Source organism: Mucilaginibacter sp. GW822-FHT03E02, from assembly GCF_058801545.1.
In genome coordinates this window covers 3,057,216-3,081,238 of the sequence record NZ_JBXANJ010000001.1, presented here as the reverse complement: position 1 = coordinate 3,081,238, position 24,023 = coordinate 3,057,216, and the positions used below count along the sequence as shown (strand labels likewise).

Below are 24,023 nucleotides of genomic sequence, written 5' to 3'. Positions count from 1 at the left end.
ATCATGAAAGTGTACAAAAAAATAGTATTGGCGGGTGGCAATGGTTACCTGGGTAGTGTGCTGGCTAACTATTATAAAGATTTAGCCGATGAGGTCATTATCCTGGCCCGCAAACAAGCCCCCGCTGTCGGTAACATCCGCACGGTGGTTTGGGATGGCAAAACAGAAAATGGCTGGACAGTGCAGCTCATTCACGCCGATATGCTGATTAATCTTTGCGGTAAAAACGTAAACTGCCGCTATACCAAAAAGAACAAGGCCGCAATCATCGCCTCCCGTGTTATACCTACCCAAGTGTTGGGCAAAGTGATCCATAAAATGGTTGACCCGCCAAAGCTGTGGATCAACATTACCTCTGCCACCATTTACCGCCATGCCGAAGACCATCCGCAGGACGAAGCAACCGGCGAGATAGGTTACGGGTTCAGCATCGACGTATGCAATATTTGGGAAAGCACTTTCTTCAAGTGCGAAACACCGCATACCCGTAAAGTAGCTTTGCGCCTGGGTATTGCACTTGGCCGCAGCGGCAGTGTTTTTCCGCGCCTGCTCAACCTGGTAAAAATAGGAATGGGCGGCCGGCAAGGCGATGGGCAACAATACCTGGCCTGGGTGCATGAGCACGATGTTGCCCGCAGCACCCAATTTTTGCTTGATCACCCCGAAACGGAAGGCGTATACAATTGTGCCGCACCGTATGCCGAAAAGAACGCCGATTTTATGCAACTCATCCGCGAGGCCTATGGTATGCCTGTTGGCCTGCCCGCACCGCAATGGCTGCTGGAGATTGGCGCCCTGGTTATCGGCACCGAGCCGGAACTGATATTAAAAAGTCGCTGGGTAAAGCCGCAGCGCCTGCTTGATGCCGGTTTTAAGTTTCAGTATGAAAAGGCGGAGCATGCAATACATGATATATTGAGTATAAGGGGGTAGGGATCTTTTATGATTGTAATGTTGAGTTGTGAGCCTTCGCGAAAACCTGAAGGGAAGAATGATGCATATCGCATGGTGGCTAAGACTCACCCGGTCGAGGCCGCGCCCGACCACCCTCCGGCTGCGCCGCAAAGAGGGTGCAGCTCCTTTTTCTTTTTTTAGCCCCCTCTATGCGCGAAGCGGAGAGAGGGGTGACAAGCGCAGCGATGTCGGGGTGAGTCGTGACCAGCGTTCAGGCGAAATGTTTGTGTAACTACCAACAAATCTTCCCCGATGCCCGTGTCCTCACAGGCATCTTGCCGCTATGCTGTCGGCTTACCGGATCAAATAGAGAATAGCGATTTGTGAGGACGCAGATCGCGGAAAAAAGAAGTGTTTATATTAATTTATCTTGGCAAATGCACAATTACGACGTAGCCATAATAGGATGTGGCATTGCAGGTATGGCAACCGCAATGCGACTCCAGGCGGCAGGTAAATCGACCTTAATTTTAGAGGCTCATGGCCAGCCTGGCGGTTGCGCCGGCTTTTATTCTAAAAAGGGATTTAGTTTTGATGTTGGTGCAACCACCCTTGTTGATTTTGAACCAGGTGGCATTGGCGGCGAATTGCTTGGCGCCGTCGGTTTACAAATGCCCGAATCGGAGCCTTTGGACTATCAATTATGGCTGCCCAATAAATCAATCCGCCTTTATCGCGACAAAAGTAAATGGCACCAGGAGAGGGCAGAAAAATTGGGAAATACACCTGCTCATCTTAAATTCTGGGCGTTAATGGATAAAATGGCATTGGTTTTTTGGAATGCAAGCCGCAAAGGTATCAAGCTGCCTATTCAAAATGTTGCAGATGCTTTACATGCTGCCAGGGCAATTGGTACTGGTAATATATCATTAGTGCGTTTTTTGAATTACACAGTGGCAGATGTATTAAAGAAATATGGTCTTGAAAACGACCGGGAATTGAAGGCTGTATTATCTATGCTGGTAGAAGATACGGTAAACAGCACGTTGGAGGAAGCGCCATTAATCAATGCAGCGCTTGGAATAACAATCAGGGGAGCAGGGTTACGAAGAGCAAAGGGCGGAATGAAAGGCTTTTGGATAAATTTAGCAGCACATTATAAAAAATTGGGCGGGGTACTGTTGGTTGGTCAACAGGTTGAAAAATTGGAGCTGGTGGATAAAGAATATGTTCTGATAACAAGAAAAGGAAAATTCGGGGCCCGCCAGGTAATAAGCGCGATACCGGCCGAAAACACCATGGCCATTGCCCCGCCTAACATAAAGCAATTTTTAGAGCAGTATGTTAAACGGGATAAAGATCGCTATGAAAGTGCAGTCGTCGTTTTTTTGGGTGTGCCGGAATCTGAAATAGCCTGCCAGGATCTTACACACCACCAGCTATTTTACGATTATGACTTACCATTAGGCAACGGGAATAATATGTTCATTTCTGTTTCGGCCCCCGACGACACGGATAGTGCGCCTGAAGGATACAGGTCGGTAATGATATCCACACATTGCAAACTTGCTGAATGGCAAAATCTTAACGAAGAAGAATACCAGTTAAAAAAAGAAAATATAGGAAACCATTTGGTCGCCCTGGCTAAGCGGATCTATCCGCAGTTAGGTACAAACGCCATTGTATACCAGGTGGGTACTCCCCGAACATATCAGCGATATACAGGCAGGATAAATGGCACAGTTGGGGGCGTTAGGCAAAATTTACACAATTCAAACTTCAAGGCCATGCCCCACGATATTGGCATAAAAAATTTTAGAATGGTGGGCGATACCACCTGGCCCGGACTTGGAACCGTAGCCTGTATTGTAGGCAGCAAAATAGTGGCCGATCAACTCCTGAAGGAGTAATTTCTCTCCCCCGATGCCTCTCCCCGATGCCTGTGTCCCCACAGGCATCTTGCCGGTATAGCGTCGGTTTACTGGATCAAGCGGATAACATCGATCTGCGAGGACACAGATCGGGGACGCAGAAAGGCGATCTCTCCCCGATGCCTGTGTCCCCACAGGCATCTTGCCGGTATAACATCGGTTTACCGGATCAACCGGATAACATCGATCTGTGAGGACACAGATCGGGGGGAAGCAAGCCAATCTTCCTAACAGCTTTAATGCCATCTTTTCGGGTGGCCTTTTCATTTCGGTACGTTTTACATATCTTCAACCAACATATTAAAAAAAGCATGTCCTTTAATTCAGATAAGATATTCACCGAAACTCAAAAATTTGATACTCCAAGGGCAAAGTATATCGCAATTATATTATCAGTATTCTTTGTTACAGGATTTATCTATTTTGTAATCGCACCAGTTAATTCTATTCCGGCTGGTATAGGAATTGGACTTTTTGGTGGATGCGGTATTATGATCATGGTGGATACATATGTATTTTTTAAAAGCTTGGTTATAAAAATTGACGAGCAAGGCATCTTTCTGAACGAGAGGCCTTCAAAAGTCGAAATACTATGTAAATGGGATAATATTGACCAGGTGTTTGTACGAGATCGCTTTTTAAGAGTAAGCACTTATAAAAACGGAATGGGTTATAACTTAAAAGCTAATAATGGTATTCAGATTATATTGAAAAATGGCGAAAAAATACAGATAGGAATACAAAATATAGAAGAGGCCAAACGGATAATTGAGCATTATCTTAAAACAGAAGTGCTAAATTTTGGTAATTAATTCCCTCTAATGCCTGTGTCCCCACAGGCATATTGCCGAGCCCGCCGGATCAAATGGATAATGGCGATCTGTGAGGACACAGATCGCGGAAATAGAGTTTGCCGAAAATTCTGCTACCCATGACGTGTTTGTGTTCAAATAAACATCGGCTTTGAACGCTGGCGAAGACTCACCCCGGCTACGCTGCGCTGGCCGACCCTCTCTCCGGCTGCGCCGCAAAGAGGGTGCCGCTCATTTTTCTTTTTTTAGCCCCTCTATGCGCGAAGCGGAGAGAGGGGTGACGGGCGTAGCCTCGTCGGGGTGAGTCGAGTCGCCGATATGATGCACCTCATTCCCCCTTCATAATTTGCAAAACCTGAAAATTAGCAAATATATTAAGGAGTAACAGCCTATAACTAAACATCATTCCCCACCTTCTTCCCCACCTCTTTCGTCATTTTCAAAGTAAGCAGCAGCAATAGTCCCAAAGCAACTACAATGGCCACCCAAATCAACACGGTATAATCCTTGCCTGCTTTGGCCTGGGCCGGCAAAACAGTATTGTTTTTAACAACAGCTCCGTGGCTGATGGTTGGGATATTATCCTTTATACTATCGGCAAAAAACTTCAGGTCGTATTCGGGTGCCTGCGCGGTCGAGTCGCCGGCCAGCAGGCGGTAGCTTTGTTTGCCATCAAGATAACTCACCAGGTATTGATCGGTTTGGTAGGCATCAATGCCGGTAATGGTTAATGGCTGGTTATCGCCATTGGCTATCTGTAGTAACAGTTGGCTGGCCTTTGCAGAAAACAGCAGGTCGTTGTTTTTGGCCGAGTTTAATTCAGCTTCAGCAACGGCTTCTTTATAACCGCCAATAATTTGGTACACCGTTATGTTCCGCCTGAAGTATTTAGGCGCGCTGATATTTAAATGCAGCTTATTTACCTGGTAATTATCATTTAATTTTATGTTGATAAAGGTAGTTTTGTTACTATCAACGCGGGTAAACCGAAGCGAAGGGATGGGTGTATAAGCCAGCGTTTTGGCATATTCGGTATAAATACCGGCTTGCAAAAACTTAATAGGGGTTTTGTTTTTATCGTTTACCAGCATTTTCAAATAACGATAGCTGCTGGCCGGGAACGAGAGCAATTGCATGTAGGAGCCTTCGCTGTTTTGTACTGCCTCCTGCAAGTGGATGTTTTCCTGTATGGCAAACCATTGCTGCAGGTCGTCGCTACCCATCAGGTTTACCTTGCGTTGCACGGCGGTATTTTGCAGTTTTATCCACAGCCTATCAAGCGCCAGACCTGTTTTATTTTCAACTACATAAGTGGTGCCTGTATCGGCCGGCAGGCGCGTATCTACCCGGTTAAAAACCACAAAGCTTTGCTGATTTTTTTGCGGCAGGCTGCCGGCCTGTATGTAAGGCACGAAGTTGCCTTTGGCATCGGTAATGCGGATATCGGCCATGTCGTTCCCGGCCTTGGCCACCAAGCCGGGTTTCAGGCTGATGCGGTAAAAGCCCGTACTATCCACCTGTTGCAGGGCAGCGCCATATTTAAAGCTTTTTTGCGCCGATGCCGTAAACATCAATCCACACAAAAAAGCGGTTAAGGCAATGTTAGTCTTCCTTGTTTTTAGCAGTTTCATCATCAACAATAATTTTTTTAACCTTTTGGTACATAAAGGATATAATAAGCAGCAGTACGCCCAGGCAAAAGAATGCCGCTATTTTTCCGGCCTGCGGTATATCTACAATATCATAAGTAAACAGCTTGAGCAGCGTTACCGAAAACAGGGTTAACGATACGATACGCATAGTGCGCATTTTATTACGCATGCCCAGCCACATAAGGGCGAAAGACAGCAAGCCCCATAATATAGGCAGCGTAGTTTTAACGTACACCGTTTCTACCCGTTCAATGGAGTGCATATTACTGTAAAATAACAGGTTACTCAGCAGGCAAAACTCCAGGCTTAAAAACACTACAATGCCGGCGCTCAGGATCCAGGTGAAAAGCGTTTTCATGCCATCGTCCATAGTGCTTTGGCAAAGGCGGATGGTACGGTAAAATAGCAGGCCGATAAACGCGGCACTTATCCAATGCGCTGCAAAATGGCCCGAAGGTGTTTTTTTGCCGGTTAACATATCTGTCAACAAATCAAAATACTGTGGCATTAAAACAAGGTATATAATAATACAAACCCAAAGTATGCCAATCCGGATGTTGTTGCTAAATTGAATTGCTGGTACCTTTAACGATACCAGGTAATAGCCCAATATAAAAGCCGGCGTATACAGCATCATGTACAATATATTGAGCGACGCCTCGGGATACCTGTTTAAAAACTGGTGATTAATTTCGACAAGGCCGCTTAAAAATAACAGCGCCAGCCCTACAGTGCTGAATATATGCTTGCTGAATTTTATACCGGAGCCGTCGTTTTTATCGCGGCTTACCAGTACCGATAACAGGAACGAGCTGATGGCGGCTACCAGTGTTGTAATAAAACCCCTGTTGGCAATAACGGTAAGCTTAATGAGGTGATCGGGGTAAATCTGGTACCAGTCCATCAGCAGGCTCAACAACATGGCTATCCATAAAATAAACGAGGTGAGCTTCATTAATTTGATTGACGAACGGAGGTACAACCAGTAAAGCACCACCGTTTCGGCAGCCCAGAACAGGGTAATACTGTTGCCATGCAGTTGAATAGGCGCAGCCAGCGATATAAAGGTGAGCGTAATGCCAATTAGCAGGTACAATACATTGGTATCAACCTTGCGGTTGCGGAACAGGATGTATGACAGGATGAGGTTTACCACTGCCAGACTCACACAAAACAACCCGCGGAATTGCTCCTGGTGCATAGCGGTGAGCAGGTACAAGCCGGCCGCAAAATAAAGCCCGGTATTGATCAGCAGGATGCTGAAATCCGAACCGATAAATTTTTTGTTCCCCTTAACGTTATTGGCCACATTGATGGCAAAGTAGAGCACATAAAATATGCTGCCGTAAATTAACCCGTAATGATAAGTTGGCGCCGTGAGTGTATACAACACCCCACCAAATACAATGACTGTAAACGCGAACGACACGATGTTGAGTACGCGCCATGCTTTATAATAGGCAATGATGAGCAGGCCGGTATTCAGTATGAGCAGGTAAATAAATAAAGCATCGTAATTGGCCTTGCCGGTACTCACCATAAAGGGGCTGGCAAAACCGCCAACCAGGGCAATGATAGCCAACTCCTGCTTATCATAAAGTAATGAAAGCAGCACCGCAAAAATGGTGATGACGATAAGGATAATGAATGCCACGGTTTGGCTGAACAGGTTAAACTGGTGAAAAGCCAGCGTTATGGTAAAATAAAATACCGCTAAACCGCCACCAGCCAGTACCGAGCTGAACGCTTTATAACTGTTACGTAACCAATGCGCAATGCCTACCAATATGGCACCGCAGGCAATGCCAATACCCACACGGCCAGCAGGGCCAACCCAGCCGCTATCAATAGCGAATTTTACAAAGTAGCCTATGGCCAATACCAATATGGCGATACCGATTTTGTTAACCAGGTTTTCGCCGATGAATTTCTCCAGGTCGGGGTAGCGTTCAAAAAAGGAAAGCTGGGGCTCTTCGGGTACAGGAGGGGTGGGTGCGGTTGTTTTTACCGGGCGGTTAATAGCAGGTATGCTATCGCTGATTACCGCCGGTTGTCTTTCAACCTTAACAGGTTCCGGCTCGGTTTTTATTGCCGGTGGAACCTCTGGCGGCATAGCTGTAACAGGAGGTTCGGGAGCTTTTACAACCGGGATATCTTTGATAACCGGTTGGGCCACTTCTTCGCGTTTGCGCGGTTCTTCCGTCAGTTTGGATACCCGTAAATGTTCAATCATCCGCTTTAATTCCAGTATCTGGGTTTCAAGCACTTCTATATGGCGGGCAACGCTGCTTTTGTTGTTTACAATTAAAACAATGATCAATATGAGTAAAACAACGATAAAAAAATCCATAGCCTTAGGTTTATTAAAATTAAAGATAGCGGAATTATGATATTAATGCGTGTTTTTAATAAATAAGGAGGGTTTGTTCTTCAACGTAGACGCATAATTGCGTTTACAGGCATGATGTGGTAAGGTTTAGATAAACATCCGTTTGAACGCTGGCTACGACTCACCCGGTCGACCCCGATTTTATCGGGGCGACCACCCTCTCTCCGGCTGAAGCCGCATAGAGGGTTGAGGAGTATTTTTAAAATTTTCAACCCCTCTATGTGCGAAGCGGAGAGAGGGGTGACGGGCGAAGCCTCGTCGGGGTGAGTCGTCGCCGATATACGTTAGCAAAATGATTAATTATCCATAAATCTCTAATTATTTTAATTGTAATTTAGCACTTAAGCACTTGCTAACCACATCATAAACCATCTTCCATGAAAATTGTATATAAAACCGCGTTACCGCTGTTTTTTATGCTGGCTGTACTTGCCGGCCATGCGCAATCCATTAATCCGGCGCTGCTAAAAGGTCCATGGAAGGCATCGTGGATCACCGTGCCCGGTGAATCGCTGAGAGACTATGGGATATACTATTTCCGTAAAAACATCGACATAAAAGACAAACCGGCCACATTTATTGTGCATGTATCTGCAGATAATCGCTACAAATTGTACATAAATCAAGCACTGGTATCTTTAGGCCCCGCCCGCGGCGACGCCTATTACTGGAACTATGAAACTGTAGACCTGGCGCCTTATCTTAAAGCCGGCAATAATACCATCGCTGCCGTGGTTTGGAACGATGGTGACTACCGGCCCGAAGCTCAGATCTCTATCCAGACGGGATTTATTATGCAGGGCGATGCCGAGGCGGAAGCCATTGTTAATACCGATAAAACCTGGAAAGGCATCAGCGATAAAGCATACAAGCCTATTGTGGGTGTTGGATACGGCACTTATTATGTAGCCGGTCCCGGCGAACGGGTGGATATGAACGCCGGTATTGCTAACTGGAATGCCGAAAAGACAGATGTGAGCGGCTGGAAAAGTGTAGTTAAGATAGAAGGGGGTAAACCCAAAGGTACCCCGAATGCTTTTGGATGGATGCTGGTACCTTCATCTATCCCGCCAGTTGAGCTAACCTACCAGCGCATCCCCGTATTACGCAAGGCCGAAGGAATTACAGCGCCCAAAAGCTTCCCGGCTACTAAAACAGCGATAACCATTCCTGCAAATACCACCGTTACCTTTTTGCTCGATCAAACTTTTTTAACCAATGCTTTTGTATCGCTCAATTTTAGCCTTGGCAAAAATGCCGGCATCAGCTTAAGTTATGCCGAAACATTATTTACCAAATTGCACGGCCCCGACGGTCTTGAAAAAGGCAACCGCGATGATGTGGATGGTAAAATATTTTCGGGTCGCCGGGATAGCACCGTGTCTGATGGTAGCGCGGGCCAGTCGTTTAATACGCTTAGTTTTCGCACGTTCAGATATATCCAATTAAAAATAACAACCGCCGGGCAGCCTTTACAGGTAGATGACATCTACGGTACCTTTACCGGCTACCCTTTTAAACTAAACGCGAAGCTTGACGGCACAGCCGAAATGAAAAAAATGCTGGACATTGGCTGGCGCACAGCCCGGCTTTGCGCAGGCGAAACTTATTACGACTGCCCCTATTACGAGCAGCTGCAATATGTGGGCGATAGCCGCATCCAGGCCCTGGTATCGTATTACAACAGCGGAGACGACCGCCTGGTGCGTAATGCCATTAACCTGATGGACCACTCCCGCATTGCCGAAGGGGTTACCTTAAGTCGCCATCCATCGTTTTCGCCCCAGATTATTTCAACCTTTTCGTTATGGTATATCGGCATGCTGCACGATTATTGGATGTACCGGCCCGATAGCGCTTTTGTGCAAAGCAAATTGCAGGGCGTAGAAGATATACTGGCATTTTTCAGAAAATACCAACAGCCCGGCGGCTCGTTAAAAAACACCCCGTACTGGAACTTTGCCGATTGGGTGGGCGGTAAGGGCTGGGATTTTGGCGCGGCCCCTGTAAGCACAAACGGATCATCGGCTTTGTTAGATCTGCAATTGATGTGGGCTTACCAGCAGGCTTCCCAAATGGAAGCCAAATTTGGCATACCCATCATTTCGCAATATTATCATGACATGGCCAATTTATTAAAAGCCACTATCCAACAAAAATATTGGGTAGCCAGCAGGCAATTATACTCCGATGTGGAAGACCAGCAACTGTTTTCCCAGCATACCAATTCGCTGGCAATTTTAACGGGCATGGTAACCGGCGACCAGGCATCGGCCCTTGGCAAAAAACTGATGACCGATACTACACTTACCCAATGCACCATCTACTTTAAATATTACCTGCACCAGGCCTTAATTAAAAGTGGTTATGGCGATGATTACCTGAAATGGCTTGATATATGGCGCAGCAATATCCGGATGGGGCTTACCACCTGGGCCGAAATATCTGACCTGCAACATAACCGGTCCGACTGTCACGCCTGGGGTGCCAGCCCAAACATCGAGTTTTACCGTACCATTTTGGGCATCGATAGCTATGCGCCAGGTTTCAGTAAAATAAAAATAGAGCCGCACCTGGGCGATTTAAAAAAAATAGGCGGAGAGATACCTCATCCTAACGGAAAAATTGCTGTAAAATATGAGTTGAAAAAAGAAAAATGGGATATAGAAGTTATTCTGCCGCCAGGCACATCGGGTATTTTTATCTGGAAAGGGCAAAATCACGTCATTAATCCCGGAAAAAACAAAATAATTGTCTAAAAACAATAAAAAAACATGATTTACATCATGTTTTTTAGGAAAATACCAATAAATGAAGCATTTTTGTATCGTTTTTGCCACGTTACAGTAAAAAACATTGGTTTTTTGTTTGAAAAGAAAAAAGCAACGCTAACTTTACTCTTGCAATGTTTATTAGTTATTGTATTAGTTACACTTGCGTTAATTACATATTTAACAATCAATTATTATTAAAAATGTGATATTTACGCGCTACAGTTATTAAACAGGCCCGCCCGGTAACGGGGGGCGCCTGACAGGTAAATACAATAAAGATGGATGGGTCATGGTTGTACTATTAATTATACTGCCAATGATAGCTTCATCATAATTTAACAACAAAAAACACCGATGAAAAACACTCCATCCCAGTTAAAAATTCTTTCAATCGATATCGGCGGGTCGCACATTAAGGCAACCATTTTAAATATCAAGGGCGAACTTAAAATGGATTACGACAAAGTAGCGACTCCCGCGCCGGCCAGTCCCGAAAATGTGATTAAAGCTATCCAGACACTGGTGAAGAAATTTCCTGGTTATGATAGAATTTCGGTGGGCTTTCCTGGTTATGTAAAAAACGGTGTAGTTAAAACAGCGCCCAACTTAAGCACCAAGCTATGGGCCGATTTTGACCTGGCCAAAAAACTAACCGATGTATTAGGCAAACCTACACAGGTAGTAAATGACGCCGATATGCAGGGTTTAGGCGTAGTAAAAGGCAAAGGGCTTGAAATGGTTATTACCCTGGGCACCGGTTTTGGTACCGCTTTGCTTATGGATGGCCACCTGCTGCCCCATTTTGAACTGGCACACCTGCCCGTTAAAACCGGCAAAACTTATGACCAATATATTGGCGAAAAAGCGCTTGAAAAATTTGGCAAAGAAAGATGGAACAAGCGCATACAAAAGGTTTTTGAGATTTTAAAAACCGTATTCAATTACGATACTTTATATATAGGCGGCGGCAACTCTGACGAGTTAACGTTTAAACTGGATAAAAACATGAAAATTGTAACCAATGCCGATGGCATTAAAGGCGGAGCGCGGTTATGGTTAAATGACGACGACAGCAAAACTAATAAACGCGGCATAGCAACACCAACAGAATAAATACAATTCCAACAATATAATTAACAATGGAAACTACCACCGACATAGAAAAATTAGCAATAGATACCGTACGGATCTTATCGGCAGATGCAGTGCAAAAAGCAAACTCGGGCCACCCGGGTACAGCTATGGCGCTTGCGCCTATGGGCCACGTTTTATGGTCAAAAGCGTTGAATTACAACCCTAAAAACCCGGATTGGGCAAACCGCGACAGGTTTATACTGTCATGCGGTCATGCTTGTATGTTGCAGTACAGCTTTTTGTACTTAACTGGTTACGATTTAAGTTTAGACGATATCAAAAACTTTCGCCAGCTGAACAGCAAAACTGCCGGTCACCCGGAGTACGGACTGGCTCCTGGTATTGATGTTACTACCGGCCCGCTTGGTCAGGGTTTTGCAAATGGTGTTGGCTTTGCCATTGCGCAAAAACACCTGGCAGCACGCTACAACAAACCGGGGTACGATCTTTTTAACTACCACGTTTACGCTATTGTGAGCGATGGCGATATGATGGAAGGCGTAACTTCTGAAGCAGCTTCATTGGCCGGTCACCTGGAGCTGGGCAACATTATCTATTTATACGATGATAACCACATATCGATAGAAGGCGCTACTGATATTACTTTTAACGAAGATGTAAGCGCGCGTTTCCGTTCATACGGCTGGCATGTACAGGATTTGCCTGATGTTAACGATACCCATGCTTTAGAGCTGGCCTTAGTAAACGCCAAAGCCGAAGCGCAAAAACCATCATTGATCCGTGTGCGCTCATTGATCGCTTATGGCAGCCCTAACAAATCGGGTACTGCAGGTTCACATGGTTCGCCGCTTGGTGCTGATGAAATTAAATTGGTTAAGGAGTTTTTTGGCTTCGATCCGGATAAATCATTCAACGTACCTGATGATGTGTTGAAATATTACCATGATAAAGGTGCCCGCGGCGGTGCATCCGAAGAAAAATGGAACAAGCTATTTGCCGATTATAAAAAAGAATACCCTGAATTAGCCGCCGAATACGAAACCGCGTTTAAAGGCGATTTGCCCGAAGGCTGGTTAGATAAACTGCCGGTATTTAAAGGATCTGATCCTAAAATGGCTACCCGCCAGGCATCTGGTAAAGTATTAAACGCCATTGCGGCAAGCCTGCCTAACTTAATTGGCGGCGCGGCAGATTTGGCCCCATCAACAGAAACCAACCTGAAAGGGTTCGACTCTTTCACATCCGAAAACAGGAGCGGCCGTAACTTCCACTTTGGGATCCGCGAGCACGCCATGGGTTCGGCCTTAAATGGTATGTCTTTAACAAAAGGTGTATTGCCGTTTGGCGCTACGTTCCTGATGTTTTCTGAATACATGCGCCCGCCAATCCGCTTGGCTGCCATTATGAAAATAAGCCCGATATTTGTTTACACCCACGATAGTATAGGCTTAGGCGAGGATGGTACAACCCACCAGCCGGTTGAGCAATTGGCTTCCCTGCGTTCTATCCCCAATGTAACCACTATCCGCCCGGCCGATGCTAACGAAAGTGCGCATGCCTGGCGTGTAGCCATCCAGAAAAAAGATGGCCCTACTATATTGGTATTTACCCGCCAGGGCTTACCTATCCTTGACCAGGATAAATATGGTAAAGCAGAAAACCTGGAGAAAGGTGCATACATCCTATCCGAAGCCAGCAAAAATCCCGACCTGATATTAATGGCAACCGGATCGGAAGTTGCCTTGATTATGGATGCGCAGGTAAAACTGGAAGCAGAAGGTATATCAACCCGCGTGGTAAGTATGCCATCATGGGAGTTATTTGAAAAACAGGATGCCGCTTACAAGGAGTCGGTATTCCCTAAAGCGTACCGCAAACGTTTGGCTGTTGAAATGGCATCGCCAATGGGCTGGCATAAATACACCACCGACGAAGGCGATATGCTGGGCATGACCACTTTTGGCGAATCGGCCCCGGCCGATGACCTGTACAAGCATTTTGGCTTTACAGTTGATAACGTAGTGGCGCGCGCGAAAGCGTTGTTGTAGATATGAGATGTTAGATATGAGATTTGAGACTTAGCTGCACAGGGTGCATAGGTTGCGAATCTCTTATCTGATTTTAAAAATAACGGAATTTAGATGTGTGATTTGAGGGATGGAAGTTTGCCAACAGGCGAGACTCTCATATCTCAAATCTCATATCTCAAATCTAAATCCATGGATTGGAATAGTAATTTAATTAAAAACCTTGCGTGGTCATCAGAGATCATTAATGCTGCGGGCAAACAAAAAGTGGCGCAACAAATTGCTGACAAGGTAAAGGACGGCGATGTGCTGGGCGTAGGCTCTGGCTCAACCGTTTATATGGCGCTGCTGGCTATTGCTAAAAGGATTGAGTCTGAAAGGCTAAACGTTTTAGCTATTCCCACTTCGTTAGAAATTTCGATGTTTTGCACCAAGCTGGGTATCCCGCTTACTACTTTGTTTGAGCACAAACCCGACTGGCTGTTTGATGGCGCTGATGAGGTTGATCCTAACAATAGTCTGATAAAAGGCCGCGGCGGGGCAATGTTTAAGGAGAAACTGCTGATAGCATCCAGTGCAGTTAACTATATCATTGTGGATGACTCCAAAATAGTGGATAAGATAGGTACCAACTTCCCTATCCCAATCGAGGTATTTCCGCAGGCGCTGTTACATGTAGAGGCCGAATTGCAAAAGTTAGGAGCTAACAGCATCGTGATCAGGCCGGCTAAAGGCAAGGATGGCCCAATTATTTCCGAAAACAATAACATGGTTTTGGATTGCCGTTTTAATGATGTGCCGCTAAGCCTGGAAAAGGATATTAAAGGAATTACCGGCGTTATCGAGAGCGGATTATTTATGGGGTACAACCTGGAAATTTTGGTAGCATCCAATAATTGACATTGTTACGCTGGTGTAACCGAATGATGATATTTAGCTTACAATAAATAGAATATTAACAAAGAACTTTACAAAACGGATCAAACGAATACATTTGCAGGAAATATCTATCAAATTCATAGGCATTCGCAAGTTCAAATTCAATCCAATAAAAAATACAATATTAAAAACCGACCAATATGGCAACCAACAATGTAAAACAGATACATGATTTCGGACAGAGTATCTGGCTTGATTTTATCGACCGCGAAATCATCGCATCCGGAAAACTGCAAAAATTAATTGACGAAGATGGCGTAAGAGGCGTTACCTCAAACCCGGCTATTTTTGAAAAAGCAATAACCGGCAGCGCTGATTATGATAATGATATCAGGGAGCTTTCGGCAACCACCGAAGATAACGAAGAGATATTTTTTGGTTTGGCGATAAGTGATATTCAGCAAGCTACTGCCCTGTTTAAAGGCGTGTATGACGAATCGAACAAAGTTGACGGTTATGTTAGCCTTGAAGTTTCTCCGTTTTTAGCTTTAGATACCGAAGGTACCGCCAAACAGGCCGAAGAACTTTGGAATAAAGTTGACCGCGAAAACGTAATGATCAAAATCCCTGGTACTAAACCGGGTTTGGCGGCTATTCAGCAATCCATTGCAAAAGGTATCAACATTAACGTTACGCTGCTTTTTGGTTTGGAACGTTACGAAGAAGTAACTGAAGCCTATATTTCTGGTTTAGAGGAGCACTTAGCGGCAGGCCATAAAATTGCGCACATATCATCAGTTGCCAGCTTCTTTTTAAGCCGTATTGATGTTATTGTTGATCCGCTTTTGGAAGCAAAAGGCGAAAAAGCATTAGTTGGCGAAGTAGCCATTGCATCGGCTAAAAAAGCATACGAAATTTACAAAAGGGTATTTAGTACCGAAAGATGGCAAAAACTTGCTGCCGAAGGTGCACAGCCACAGCGTTTACTTTGGGCAAGTACAGGCAGCAAAAATCCTGCATTTAAAGATACCAAATATGTAGAGGCTTTAATTGGTCCTGATACTGTTGATACCGTTCCTTTAGAAACTGTTGAAGCTTTCCGCGATCATGGTATTGCTGCCAACACGCTTGAAGCAGGTTTAGATGAAGCAACAGCAACATTGGCCAAATTGAAAGATTTAGGTATCGATCTTGACGCCATTACCCAGCAACTGGAAGATGAAGGCATCGAAAAATTCAATAAACCTTTCGAGAAACTGTTAAAAGCTATCGAAGATCAAAAAAGTAAAGTAGCCTAAACGGCTTTATGGAAACCGCAAACGTAAAGATCCTTTTTTTCGACGTAGGAGGTATTTTATTGTCGAACGGGTGGGGGCACGAGGCACGCGAGGAAGCAGCCAAAAGGTTTAACCTTGATTATGCCGAAGTAAACGCCCTGCACAATTTCATTTTCAACGTATATGAAATTGGCAGCATCACCTTAGATGAGTACCTTGATACAGTAATATTTAACCATCCGCGTGATTTTGTAAGGGAAGATTTTAAGGATTTTATCTATTCTACCTCGTATGAGCTGCCTGATATGCTGGCCTGGCTTAAGGAGTGGAAAAAAGATTGCGGTTTCCGTATTATATCCCTTAATAACGAGGGTAAAGAGTTAAATGATTACCGCGTGCGTAAGTTTAAACTACATGATGCATTCGATGCGTTTGTATCATCGTGCGAGGTAAAAATGCGCAAGCCCGATCCGGGCATATGGCAACTGGCCATGGGTATTGCCCAGGCATCGCCCCAGCAATGTGTGTACTTTGATGACAGGATGATGTTTGTTACCACGGCCCAAAAATTGGGGATTCGTTCGTTTCAGCATACCAGTTTCGAGACCACCAAAAAAATATTAGAAGACCTTAAAAAAGAAAACCTCAAATAACATGAGCGCAACAACAGATAAATATGCTTTTGGCATGATAGGCTTAGGCGTTATGGGCCGCAGCTTACTACTTAACATGGCCGATCATGGCTTTGCAGTAGCCGGGCATGATAAGGACGCCGCAAAGGTATCATCATTAAATGATGAGGCCGGCGATAGGGCCGCTAAAGGCTTTGGCGATGTAAAAGAATTTATTCAAAGCCTTACCACACCACGTGCCATTATGATGCTGGTACCTGCCGGTAAAATTGTAGACGCCGTAATTGAGGAACTTACTCCGCTATTGGAGAAAGGCGATATTTTAATTGATGGCGGTAACTCGCACTTTACCGATACCAACCGCCGTGTTGAGCAGCTGGAGGCCATTGGCCTGCACTTTTTTGGTATGGGTGTATCTGGTGGCGAAGAAGGTGCCCGCCGCGGCCCAAGCATGATGCCGGGGGGCGATAAGGATGCCTACGCAGTAATGAAACCGATATTTGAAGCCATTGCCGCTAAGGTTGATGGTGCACCCTGCGTAACCTACATTGGGCCCGGTGCATCCGGTCACTTTGTTAAAATGGTGCACAATGGTATCGAGTACGGTATTATGCAGGTAATAGCCGAAACTTATGAGATATTAAGAAAAGGTTTAAAGCTGGATAACGATTCGATCCAAAAAATATTTGCCGAATGGAATGCCGGCCGTTTACAATCGTTTTTGTTGGATATTACCAAGGATATTTTTGCCTACAAGGTTCCGGGAACCGATCATCTGTTATTAGACGACATTAAAGATGAGGCAAAAGCCAAAGGTACCGGTAAATGGACATCACAAGTGGCTATGGACCTGGTTACACCCATCCCAACCATCGATACTTCGGTATCTATGCGCGATTTATCTAAATACAAACAACTGCGCGAAAAAGCCTCGACCCTTTACGGATCTGAAGTTGAATTAGCAGGCGATAAAGATGAGTTACTGGTTGCGCTGGAGCAGGCTTTTTACTTTACATCTATCATTACTTACGCGCAGGGCATGCACCTGCTGTCAAAAGCATCTGAAGAGTACAAATACGATCTTCACCTTGGCGAGATTGCCAAAATATGGAGAGGTGGCTGTATTATCCGTTCGGAGTTTTTAAACGACATTTTTAACGCCTACAGTAAAGATGCGCAATTGCCACACCTGTTACTGGATAGCGATATTCAAAAACTGGTTACTTCAACACTGCCAGGCATCCGTAAGATTCTTGCCGGCACTATTGCCGCAGGTGTTGCAGCACCAGGATATGCATCGGCTTTAAGCTATTTTGATGCTTTCCGCAGCGAAAAGATGCCATCGAACCTTACACAGGCCCAGCGCGATTATTTTGGCGCGCATACTTACGAGCTGATAGGCAAAGAAGGAACCTTCCATACACAGTGGACCAAAGCCGAAGACTAAACATAAACTATTAAAAGCTGATCACAATGAGCGCAAGCACAAAATCAGACCCTACCATATTCATCATTTTTGGCGGCACGGGCGATTTAAATTCCCGTAAAATTGCCCCGGCACTTTATAATCTTTTTTTAGATGGATGGATGCCTAAGCAATTTTCCATTATTGGTACCGGTCGTACAAAATTAACCGACGAGCAATTCAGGGAAAACCTGTTTAACGATATCAACCAGTTTTCGCGTAACGGTAAAACTGACGATAAGCAATGGGCCGAATTTGTAAAAAACATTTACTACCAGGTATCAGATGCTAATGACTTTGAAACCTACAAGGAATTTGGAAAACGGATTGAAAAACATAATGCCGAGTGGAAGGCTAAAGCAAACGTATTGTTTTACCTTGCGGTAGCGCCTAATTTTTTCCCAATCATTGCATCCAACATATCAAAAGCCAAATTGGCCGACGATAAAAAACGGGTACGTATCATTATCGAAAAACCATTTGGCCATGACCTGGAAACAGCAAAGGAGCTGAATGCGTTGTTAAAAAGCATTTTTGACGAGTGCCAGATATATCGTATTGACCACTACCTGGGTAAAGAAACCGTACAGAATATTATGGCTTTCCGCTTTGCCAACTCCATTATGGAGCCGCTGTGGAACCGTAATTATATTGAGCACGTACAAATCTCGGTTACCGAGCAATTGGGCGTTGAAGAGCGCGGAGATTATTACGACGGATCTGGCGCTATGCGCGATATGATTCAAAATCACCTGCTTCAATTGCTTTGCCATATTGCGATGGAGCCGCCGGTTAGCTTTAGCGCCGATGAAGTACGCGACCGTAAGGTTGACGTATTAAAGGCCATGCGTAAGTTTACCCCCGAAGATGTGCGCAGCTCGGCCGTTAGGGGCCAGTACGGCAGCGGATGGATGAAAGGAAAAGAAGTAGCCGGTTACCGTGAAGAGCCAAAGGTTAATCCCGAATCAAATACCGAAACTTTTGCAGCTATTAAATTCTTTATTGATAACTGGCGTTGGCAGGGTGTGCCATTCTATTTACGTACCGGTAAAAGAATGCACCAGTCATCATCGGTTATTACCATACAATTTAAAGATGTTCCGCATTTAATATTCCCAACCGAGGCCGCCGAAAGCTGGCAGCAAAACAGGCTCATCATCAGCATTCAGCCCGAAATGAGTATTCGTTTGCAGGTACAGGCCAAACGCCCCGGAATTGATATGGTATTAAACGTGGTTGACATGGTGTTTGATTATAAAGGCACCTATACCAACCAGGCACCTGAAGCTTACGAAACCCTGATACTGGATACCATGATGGGCGATCAAACCCTGTTTATGCGTGGCGACCAGGTAGAAGAAGCATGGGCCCTTGTTATGCCGATACTAAGCACCTGGCAACATAAAAAGAGCCTGAATTTCCCTAACTATTCTGCCGATTCATGGGGACCCGAAGCCGCCGAAGCATTAATTGCACGCGATGGCTTTAACTGGTTTACGTTACCGGTGAATGGAAAGAAAAATTAATTAAGTCCGAAGTCTTAAGCCCTGAGTCTAAAGTCATAGGCCAAGTAGATTTCTACCTCGGCTTGCGATTTTAGACTTCAGACTAAAGACTTCAGACTAAAGACTTAGCACTATGAATTTAAATATCTTTAATACAGCCGATGATGTGTTGATGGCGCTGGCAGATTATTTTGTTAAAATAGCCGATGCATCCATCACCGCGAGGGGCAAATTTACCGTAGCCCTTTCGGGCGGCAGCTCGCCTAAAAAATTGTATGAGCTGCTTGCTTCAACCAGTTATGCCGACCAGGTAGACTGGACAAAAGTTTATTTCTTTTTTGGAGATGAGCGCAATGTGCCCCAAACCCATAAGGATAGTAACTACCTGATGGCCAAAACGGCACTGTTTGATCCGCTGCTGATAAGCCCGGCCAACATATTTGCGGTTGATACCACATTTGAACCGGCCGATGCTGCCGCAAGGTATTGGGATATGATAGCTACCTTTTTTGATGAAGATGAATTAAGTTTTGACCTGGTACTTTTAGGCTTAGGCGATAACTCGCATACCGCATCGCTGTTTCCGCATACACCTGTATTGCATGATACCACACCGGGTGTAAAAGAAGTATGGCTGGAAGATCAGCAGGTTTGGCGTATCACACTGAATGCGCCGCTGATTAATGATGCGCGTTACATTGCGTTCCTGGTTTATGGCGAGGGCAAAGCAATTGCCGTACACCATGTATTGGAAGATGACGAAGATATTGAAGAATACCCTGCCCAGCTGATAGATTCGATAGTTGGCGAAACGGAGTGGTTTTTAGACGAACCCGCCGCTGCAAACCTGCAGGAACTGGAGTAATAGAACAATTCGATCAAATTAAACAAAGGCCGGCAGATTAACCATCTACCGGCCTTTGTTTTTGCTTTGATATTTGCAACGAAACTAATGTTTTAGGCCAGGGAATGGTGTATGGTCTTAGTGTATTAATAATGTGATAAAATGAAGCACAAAATTTGTGAATAAAATTATAAAATTCATTTTTATATATCATTTTATTAATAATTATGCATTAAGTAGTAGAGTAATTAATAATTTTTTAATTTATTTAAAAATTTCTTATATTATTTGCCATAATTGATAAAATAAATAGAAACACTAAGTGATTTTTATCAAAAATTGTTTAATGAATTAACTTTTGAATAACATAAGTTTAATAAAAGATGCTTTTTGTGTACACTTTACACTTTGTTGGTGCCTGTTTATTGTATTTATTCAAATTAAATCGCCAAAAAAATACAAATCACGTAATATAGGTCCCTAATTTAACCGCTATTTTACTTCATTGCTAAAAATCAGTTCCTCATTTGTAATGCAAATGTTACAAGCTATCTTGTTTTTTAACAACTATTAACTATTTAACTGATTTAAGTATGAAAAAAAGTTTTCTCAAAAACTTAATGGGGATACTATTGGCATTATTTTGCCAATACGCGTACGCCCAAAACCGAACCATTACGGGTACTGTTACAAGCAAAGATGATGGCTTACCTGTTCCCGGTGTAAGTGTTACCGTAAAAGGGACACACATAGGTACTCAAACATCCGGATCCGGTAAATTTTCACTCAACGTGCCTTCATCAGGTACCACACTGGTTTTTACCTTTATTGGGTTTGCAAAAACCGAAGTGCCGATTGGCAGTACCGGGGTTGTTAATGTAGCGTTAGCTAACGATTTTAAACAACTGAGCGAGGTTGTTGTAACAGGATCGGGTGTGGCTACCAGTAAGGCTAAATTAGGCATCTCGGTTGAAGCCGTTGCAGGCAAAAGTCTTTCCTCTTCTCCGCAGGCATCTATTGACCAGGGGTTGATAGGCCAGGTTGCCGGCGCCCAGATTTCATCTGTTGACGGTACCCCCGGGGCAAAAACCAACATCGTATTAAGGGGTATCAACACCGTTCAGGGTAGCACATCGCCCATGATTTTGGTGGATGGTATCGAATCGCGGTCAACTGATATTAGTCAGCTTGACCCTGCTACGGTTGATCACATTGAGATTGTACAAGGTGCCGCTGCTTCAACCATATATGGAGCGCAGGGTGCAAACGGAGTTATCCAGGTATTCACCAAAAAAGGTAAATTGGGCAAGGCCCGGATAGATATCTCGTCAAGCGTAAGTGCGGGTGACTATTTGAATATAGGGGATGTACACCAGGCAAAACTGAGCAGCTTTAAAGTTGATGCCAGTGGTGTATTTATTGATGCATCAGGCAATCCGGTAGTAAGAAATCAGGATGGCAGATACCTGGGCATCCAATGGGCGTACGGTGCCGATCCGTCAAACGGCCATCCTACTGCAATGTCGAATCCGTTAAATATTGCGCATCAGCAATATGGCACCAACTTAAAATATTATGATCACCTGGCGCAGCTATTTAAAACTGCCTATACAACTAATAATAGCGCAGCAATTTCGGGTGCCAATGACAATTCTGATTATAACTTAACCATATCCAATAACCATCAGCAAAGTAATATCAGGAACAACGGCTATAACGACAGAACAAACTTAACCGCGAATATTGGCGCCGAATTATTCAAAGGATTTACCATCAGGTCGATAACACAACTTATTTATACAAAAAACACGCTCAATCCAAATTACGGGATTGGTAATGCGGGCGGGATATTTGATGTTTTAAATGCATCGCCGTATTACGATTTTAATCAGAAAAATGCCGACGGCAGTTATCCGTTGTCGTTAAACTCGGGCACTGTGAGCGTAAACGGGTCTAATCCTAATTATTATACCCAATGGGCAAACCGGGTATCAAACCGGGAAGATATATTGCAAAATATACAGGCCGACTACAAAATCAATAAGTTTATAACATTAAACGCCAAATACGGTATCAATTACCAGCATACCGAGCAAAATACTATTTATAAAAATCAGTCGGGTACGCTTACAGCTATTGATCTTGGTTCATATTATGGCAATTATGCTGCTAACCCTAAAGGCGAACTGGATAAAAATACCAACAGCACTACTTTCCAAAACTTTAATGGATCGGCAATTATTAAAACCGACTTTGAAAAAGACTTCCATATCAATTTACCCATCACAACAAGCACTTTGGTAGGGTACGATTATAGGAAAAACGTTGATAAACAATACAATACCTATGGCCTGGAGTTGCCGGAATATGCTATTTATAACTTTAACCAAACAGCAACACAAGCGGTATCTTATGATTACACCACGCCTTTTATTACTTATGGTTTTTATGTAAACCAAAAAATTGATTTTGGCGATTATGGCGGCGTTGCCGGCGGTTTCAGAAGCGATTATTCATCGGCTTTTGGCGGCGGTTCAAAGCCGTTTACATTCCCAAATGCAAACGGTTATATCAGGCCGTCGTCGTTTGATTTTTGGAAAAACTCAGCTTTAGGTAATGTAATTCCCGAGTTTAAGTTAAGGGGTGGTTATGGCGAGGCCGGTACCCAGCCAACGCCTTTTGACCGGTATCCTACTATCAATCCCGGAAACCTTGGCTCGGCCCTTACATTTAACCTGCCAACGTCACTTGCTAACCCGAACTTAAAAGTAGAGGTTTCAAAGGAATATGAAATTGGTACCGATATAGCTATAAAAGGCGCATCGGGCAATTGGTTTAGCGAAATCAACGTTAGCGGTACCTACTGGAACCGTAAGGCAGATAACGTTATCTACAATATCAATACAGCTCCATCAACTGGTGGTAATCAAATAAAAACCAATGCAATAGGCCTTTCTTCTCACGGTATTCAGGCGTCATTAAATATTGGTATCCTGAAAACCAGGGATTTTAACTGGAATTTCACAACCAATTTTAGTAAGGCTACAACAATGATAACCAGCACCAGCGGTGCACCAATCATCCTGAACACAGCAGCCGGCAGCACCTTTTTGACCTTGACTGCGGGTCAAAAAATTGGCCAGATATTTGGCAACAAAGCACTAACAAGCCTGAGTGAGACAAACAGCGCCGGCGTGCCATACATACTTCCGGCCGATTATAGCAAATACACAATTGTTGATGGCAGGGTTGTTAATATAGCTACAAAAGGAATTCAGTTTGCAAGTGAGGCTTCCTCATTTGGCGACCCTAACCCTAAGTTTAATGCAGCATTTATAAACAACTTTACCTATAAATCGCTTTCATTTGGTTTCCAGTTTGACTGGGTTTATGGCAGCCACCTTTATAACCAAACCAGGGAATGGCAATACCGGGATGGTATTAGCGGCGATTATGATAAAGCTGTTAACATAGGGGGCACATCTGCAGCTTACACAGCTTACTACAGAAGCGCGTATGCCGATATTATTGGGGGCGTAAACGGTGCAAGAAACGGCACTAAAGATTATTTTTATGAAAGTGCCTCTTTTTTACGATTGAGAAACATCTACCTCGGATATGATTTCTCTCGCCTTATAAGCAAAAAAGTATTCAAAAGGGCAGTTTTAACATTCACAGGCCGCAACCTGCTAACCTTTACCAAGTATACCGGGTTTGATCCTGAAATAAGCTCCGGTACATCTAATTCTCCGTTTGATAGGGGGGTAGATCATGATTCTACACCTAACAGCAAATCATACCAGGTAGGTTTAAATCTTGGGTTTTAATTGACTTTAAATAAAATAAA

General features: G+C 44.2%; 15 protein-coding genes. 13 read left to right on the top strand and 2 right to left on the bottom strand.

All coding sequences use genetic code 11. The annotated features are described in order from the left end of the window. The first annotated feature begins 3 nt into the window (after positions 1–3). The 3 genes from AC1RM2_RS12880 (at position 4) to AC1RM2_RS12870 (ending at position 3,637) form a co-directional block, all read left to right on the top strand. Positions 4–933 (top strand): TIGR01777 family oxidoreductase, encoded by a 930-nt coding sequence (locus tag AC1RM2_RS12880; protein ID WP_492985479.1) that lies wholly within the window; start codon positions 4–6, stop codon positions 931–933. Between the two features lie 398 nt (positions 934–1,331). After that, complete coding sequence (locus AC1RM2_RS12875; RefSeq protein WP_492985478.1) at positions 1,332–2,804, top strand: phytoene desaturase family protein; 1,473 nt, start codon at positions 1,332–1,334, stop codon at positions 2,802–2,804. 332 nt (positions 2,805–3,136) lie between these two features. Next, the gene (locus AC1RM2_RS12870) at positions 3,137–3,637 is read left to right on the top strand and encodes a hypothetical protein (protein ID WP_492985477.1); all 501 of its coding nucleotides are present in this window, start codon (positions 3,137–3,139) and stop codon (positions 3,635–3,637) included. A gap of 395 nt (positions 3,638–4,032) precedes the next feature. On the opposite strand, the gene AC1RM2_RS12865 is transcribed toward AC1RM2_RS12870, so the two are convergent. After that, the gene (locus AC1RM2_RS12865; RefSeq protein ID WP_492985476.1) at positions 4,033–5,271 is read right to left on the bottom strand and encodes a hypothetical protein; all 1,239 of its coding nucleotides are present in this window, start codon (positions 5,269–5,271) and stop codon (positions 4,033–4,035) included. Further along, positions 5,240–7,639, bottom strand: a complete 2,400-nt coding sequence (locus AC1RM2_RS12860) for a DUF2339 domain-containing protein (RefSeq protein WP_492985475.1) — start codon at positions 7,637–7,639, stop codon at positions 5,240–5,242. Before AC1RM2_RS12860 ends, AC1RM2_RS12865 begins: the two co-directional genes overlap by 32 nt. 416 nt (positions 7,640–8,055) lie before the next feature. On the opposite strand from AC1RM2_RS12860, the gene AC1RM2_RS12855 reads away from it, so the two are divergent. From AC1RM2_RS12855 to AC1RM2_RS12810, 10 genes are all read left to right on the top strand, one after another. Next, positions 8,056–10,437, top strand: a complete 2,382-nt coding sequence (locus AC1RM2_RS12855) for an alpha-L-rhamnosidase-related protein (protein WP_492985474.1) — start codon at positions 8,056–8,058, stop codon at positions 10,435–10,437. 369 nt (positions 10,438–10,806) lie between these two features. Then, positions 10,807–11,565, top strand: a complete 759-nt coding sequence (locus AC1RM2_RS12850) for an ROK family protein (RefSeq protein WP_492985473.1) — start codon at positions 10,807–10,809, stop codon at positions 11,563–11,565. A 26-nt stretch (positions 11,566–11,591) separates the two neighbouring features. Next, positions 11,592–13,595: a transketolase gene (tkt, locus tag AC1RM2_RS12845; RefSeq protein WP_492985472.1), complete on the top strand. Its 2,004-nt coding sequence runs from the start codon at positions 11,592–11,594 to the stop codon at positions 13,593–13,595. Between the two features lie 171 nt (positions 13,596–13,766). After that, on the top strand, positions 13,767–14,474 hold the full coding sequence (gene rpiA / locus AC1RM2_RS12840) for a ribose 5-phosphate isomerase A (protein WP_492985471.1): 708 nt from the start codon (positions 13,767–13,769) through the stop codon (positions 14,472–14,474). Between the two features lie 179 nt (positions 14,475–14,653). Then, positions 14,654–15,751, top strand: coding sequence for a transaldolase (tal, locus tag AC1RM2_RS12835; protein WP_477362517.1), 1,098 nt, complete (start codon positions 14,654–14,656; stop codon positions 15,749–15,751). 8 nt (positions 15,752–15,759) lie between these two features. After that, positions 15,760–16,383, top strand: coding sequence for an HAD family hydrolase (locus tag AC1RM2_RS12830; RefSeq protein WP_477362519.1), 624 nt, complete (start codon positions 15,760–15,762; stop codon positions 16,381–16,383). A gap of 1 nt (position 16,384) precedes the next feature. After that, a complete protein-coding gene (gnd, locus tag AC1RM2_RS12825) occupies positions 16,385–17,809 on the top strand; it encodes an NADP-dependent phosphogluconate dehydrogenase (RefSeq protein WP_492985470.1) in 1,425 nt (474 codons plus the stop codon). Positions 17,810–17,835: 26 nt separating this feature from the next. Continuing rightward, positions 17,836–19,353, top strand: coding sequence for a glucose-6-phosphate dehydrogenase (gene zwf / locus AC1RM2_RS12820; protein WP_492985469.1), 1,518 nt, complete (start codon positions 17,836–17,838; stop codon positions 19,351–19,353). A gap of 112 nt (positions 19,354–19,465) precedes the next feature. Next, complete coding sequence (gene pgl, locus AC1RM2_RS12815; protein WP_492985468.1) at positions 19,466–20,197, top strand: 6-phosphogluconolactonase; 732 nt, start codon at positions 19,466–19,468, stop codon at positions 20,195–20,197. 572 nt (positions 20,198–20,769) lie between these two features. Further along, positions 20,770–24,003, top strand: coding sequence for a SusC/RagA family TonB-linked outer membrane protein (locus tag AC1RM2_RS12810; RefSeq protein ID WP_492985467.1), 3,234 nt, complete (start codon positions 20,770–20,772; stop codon positions 24,001–24,003). Positions 24,004–24,023 lie beyond the last annotated feature (20 nt).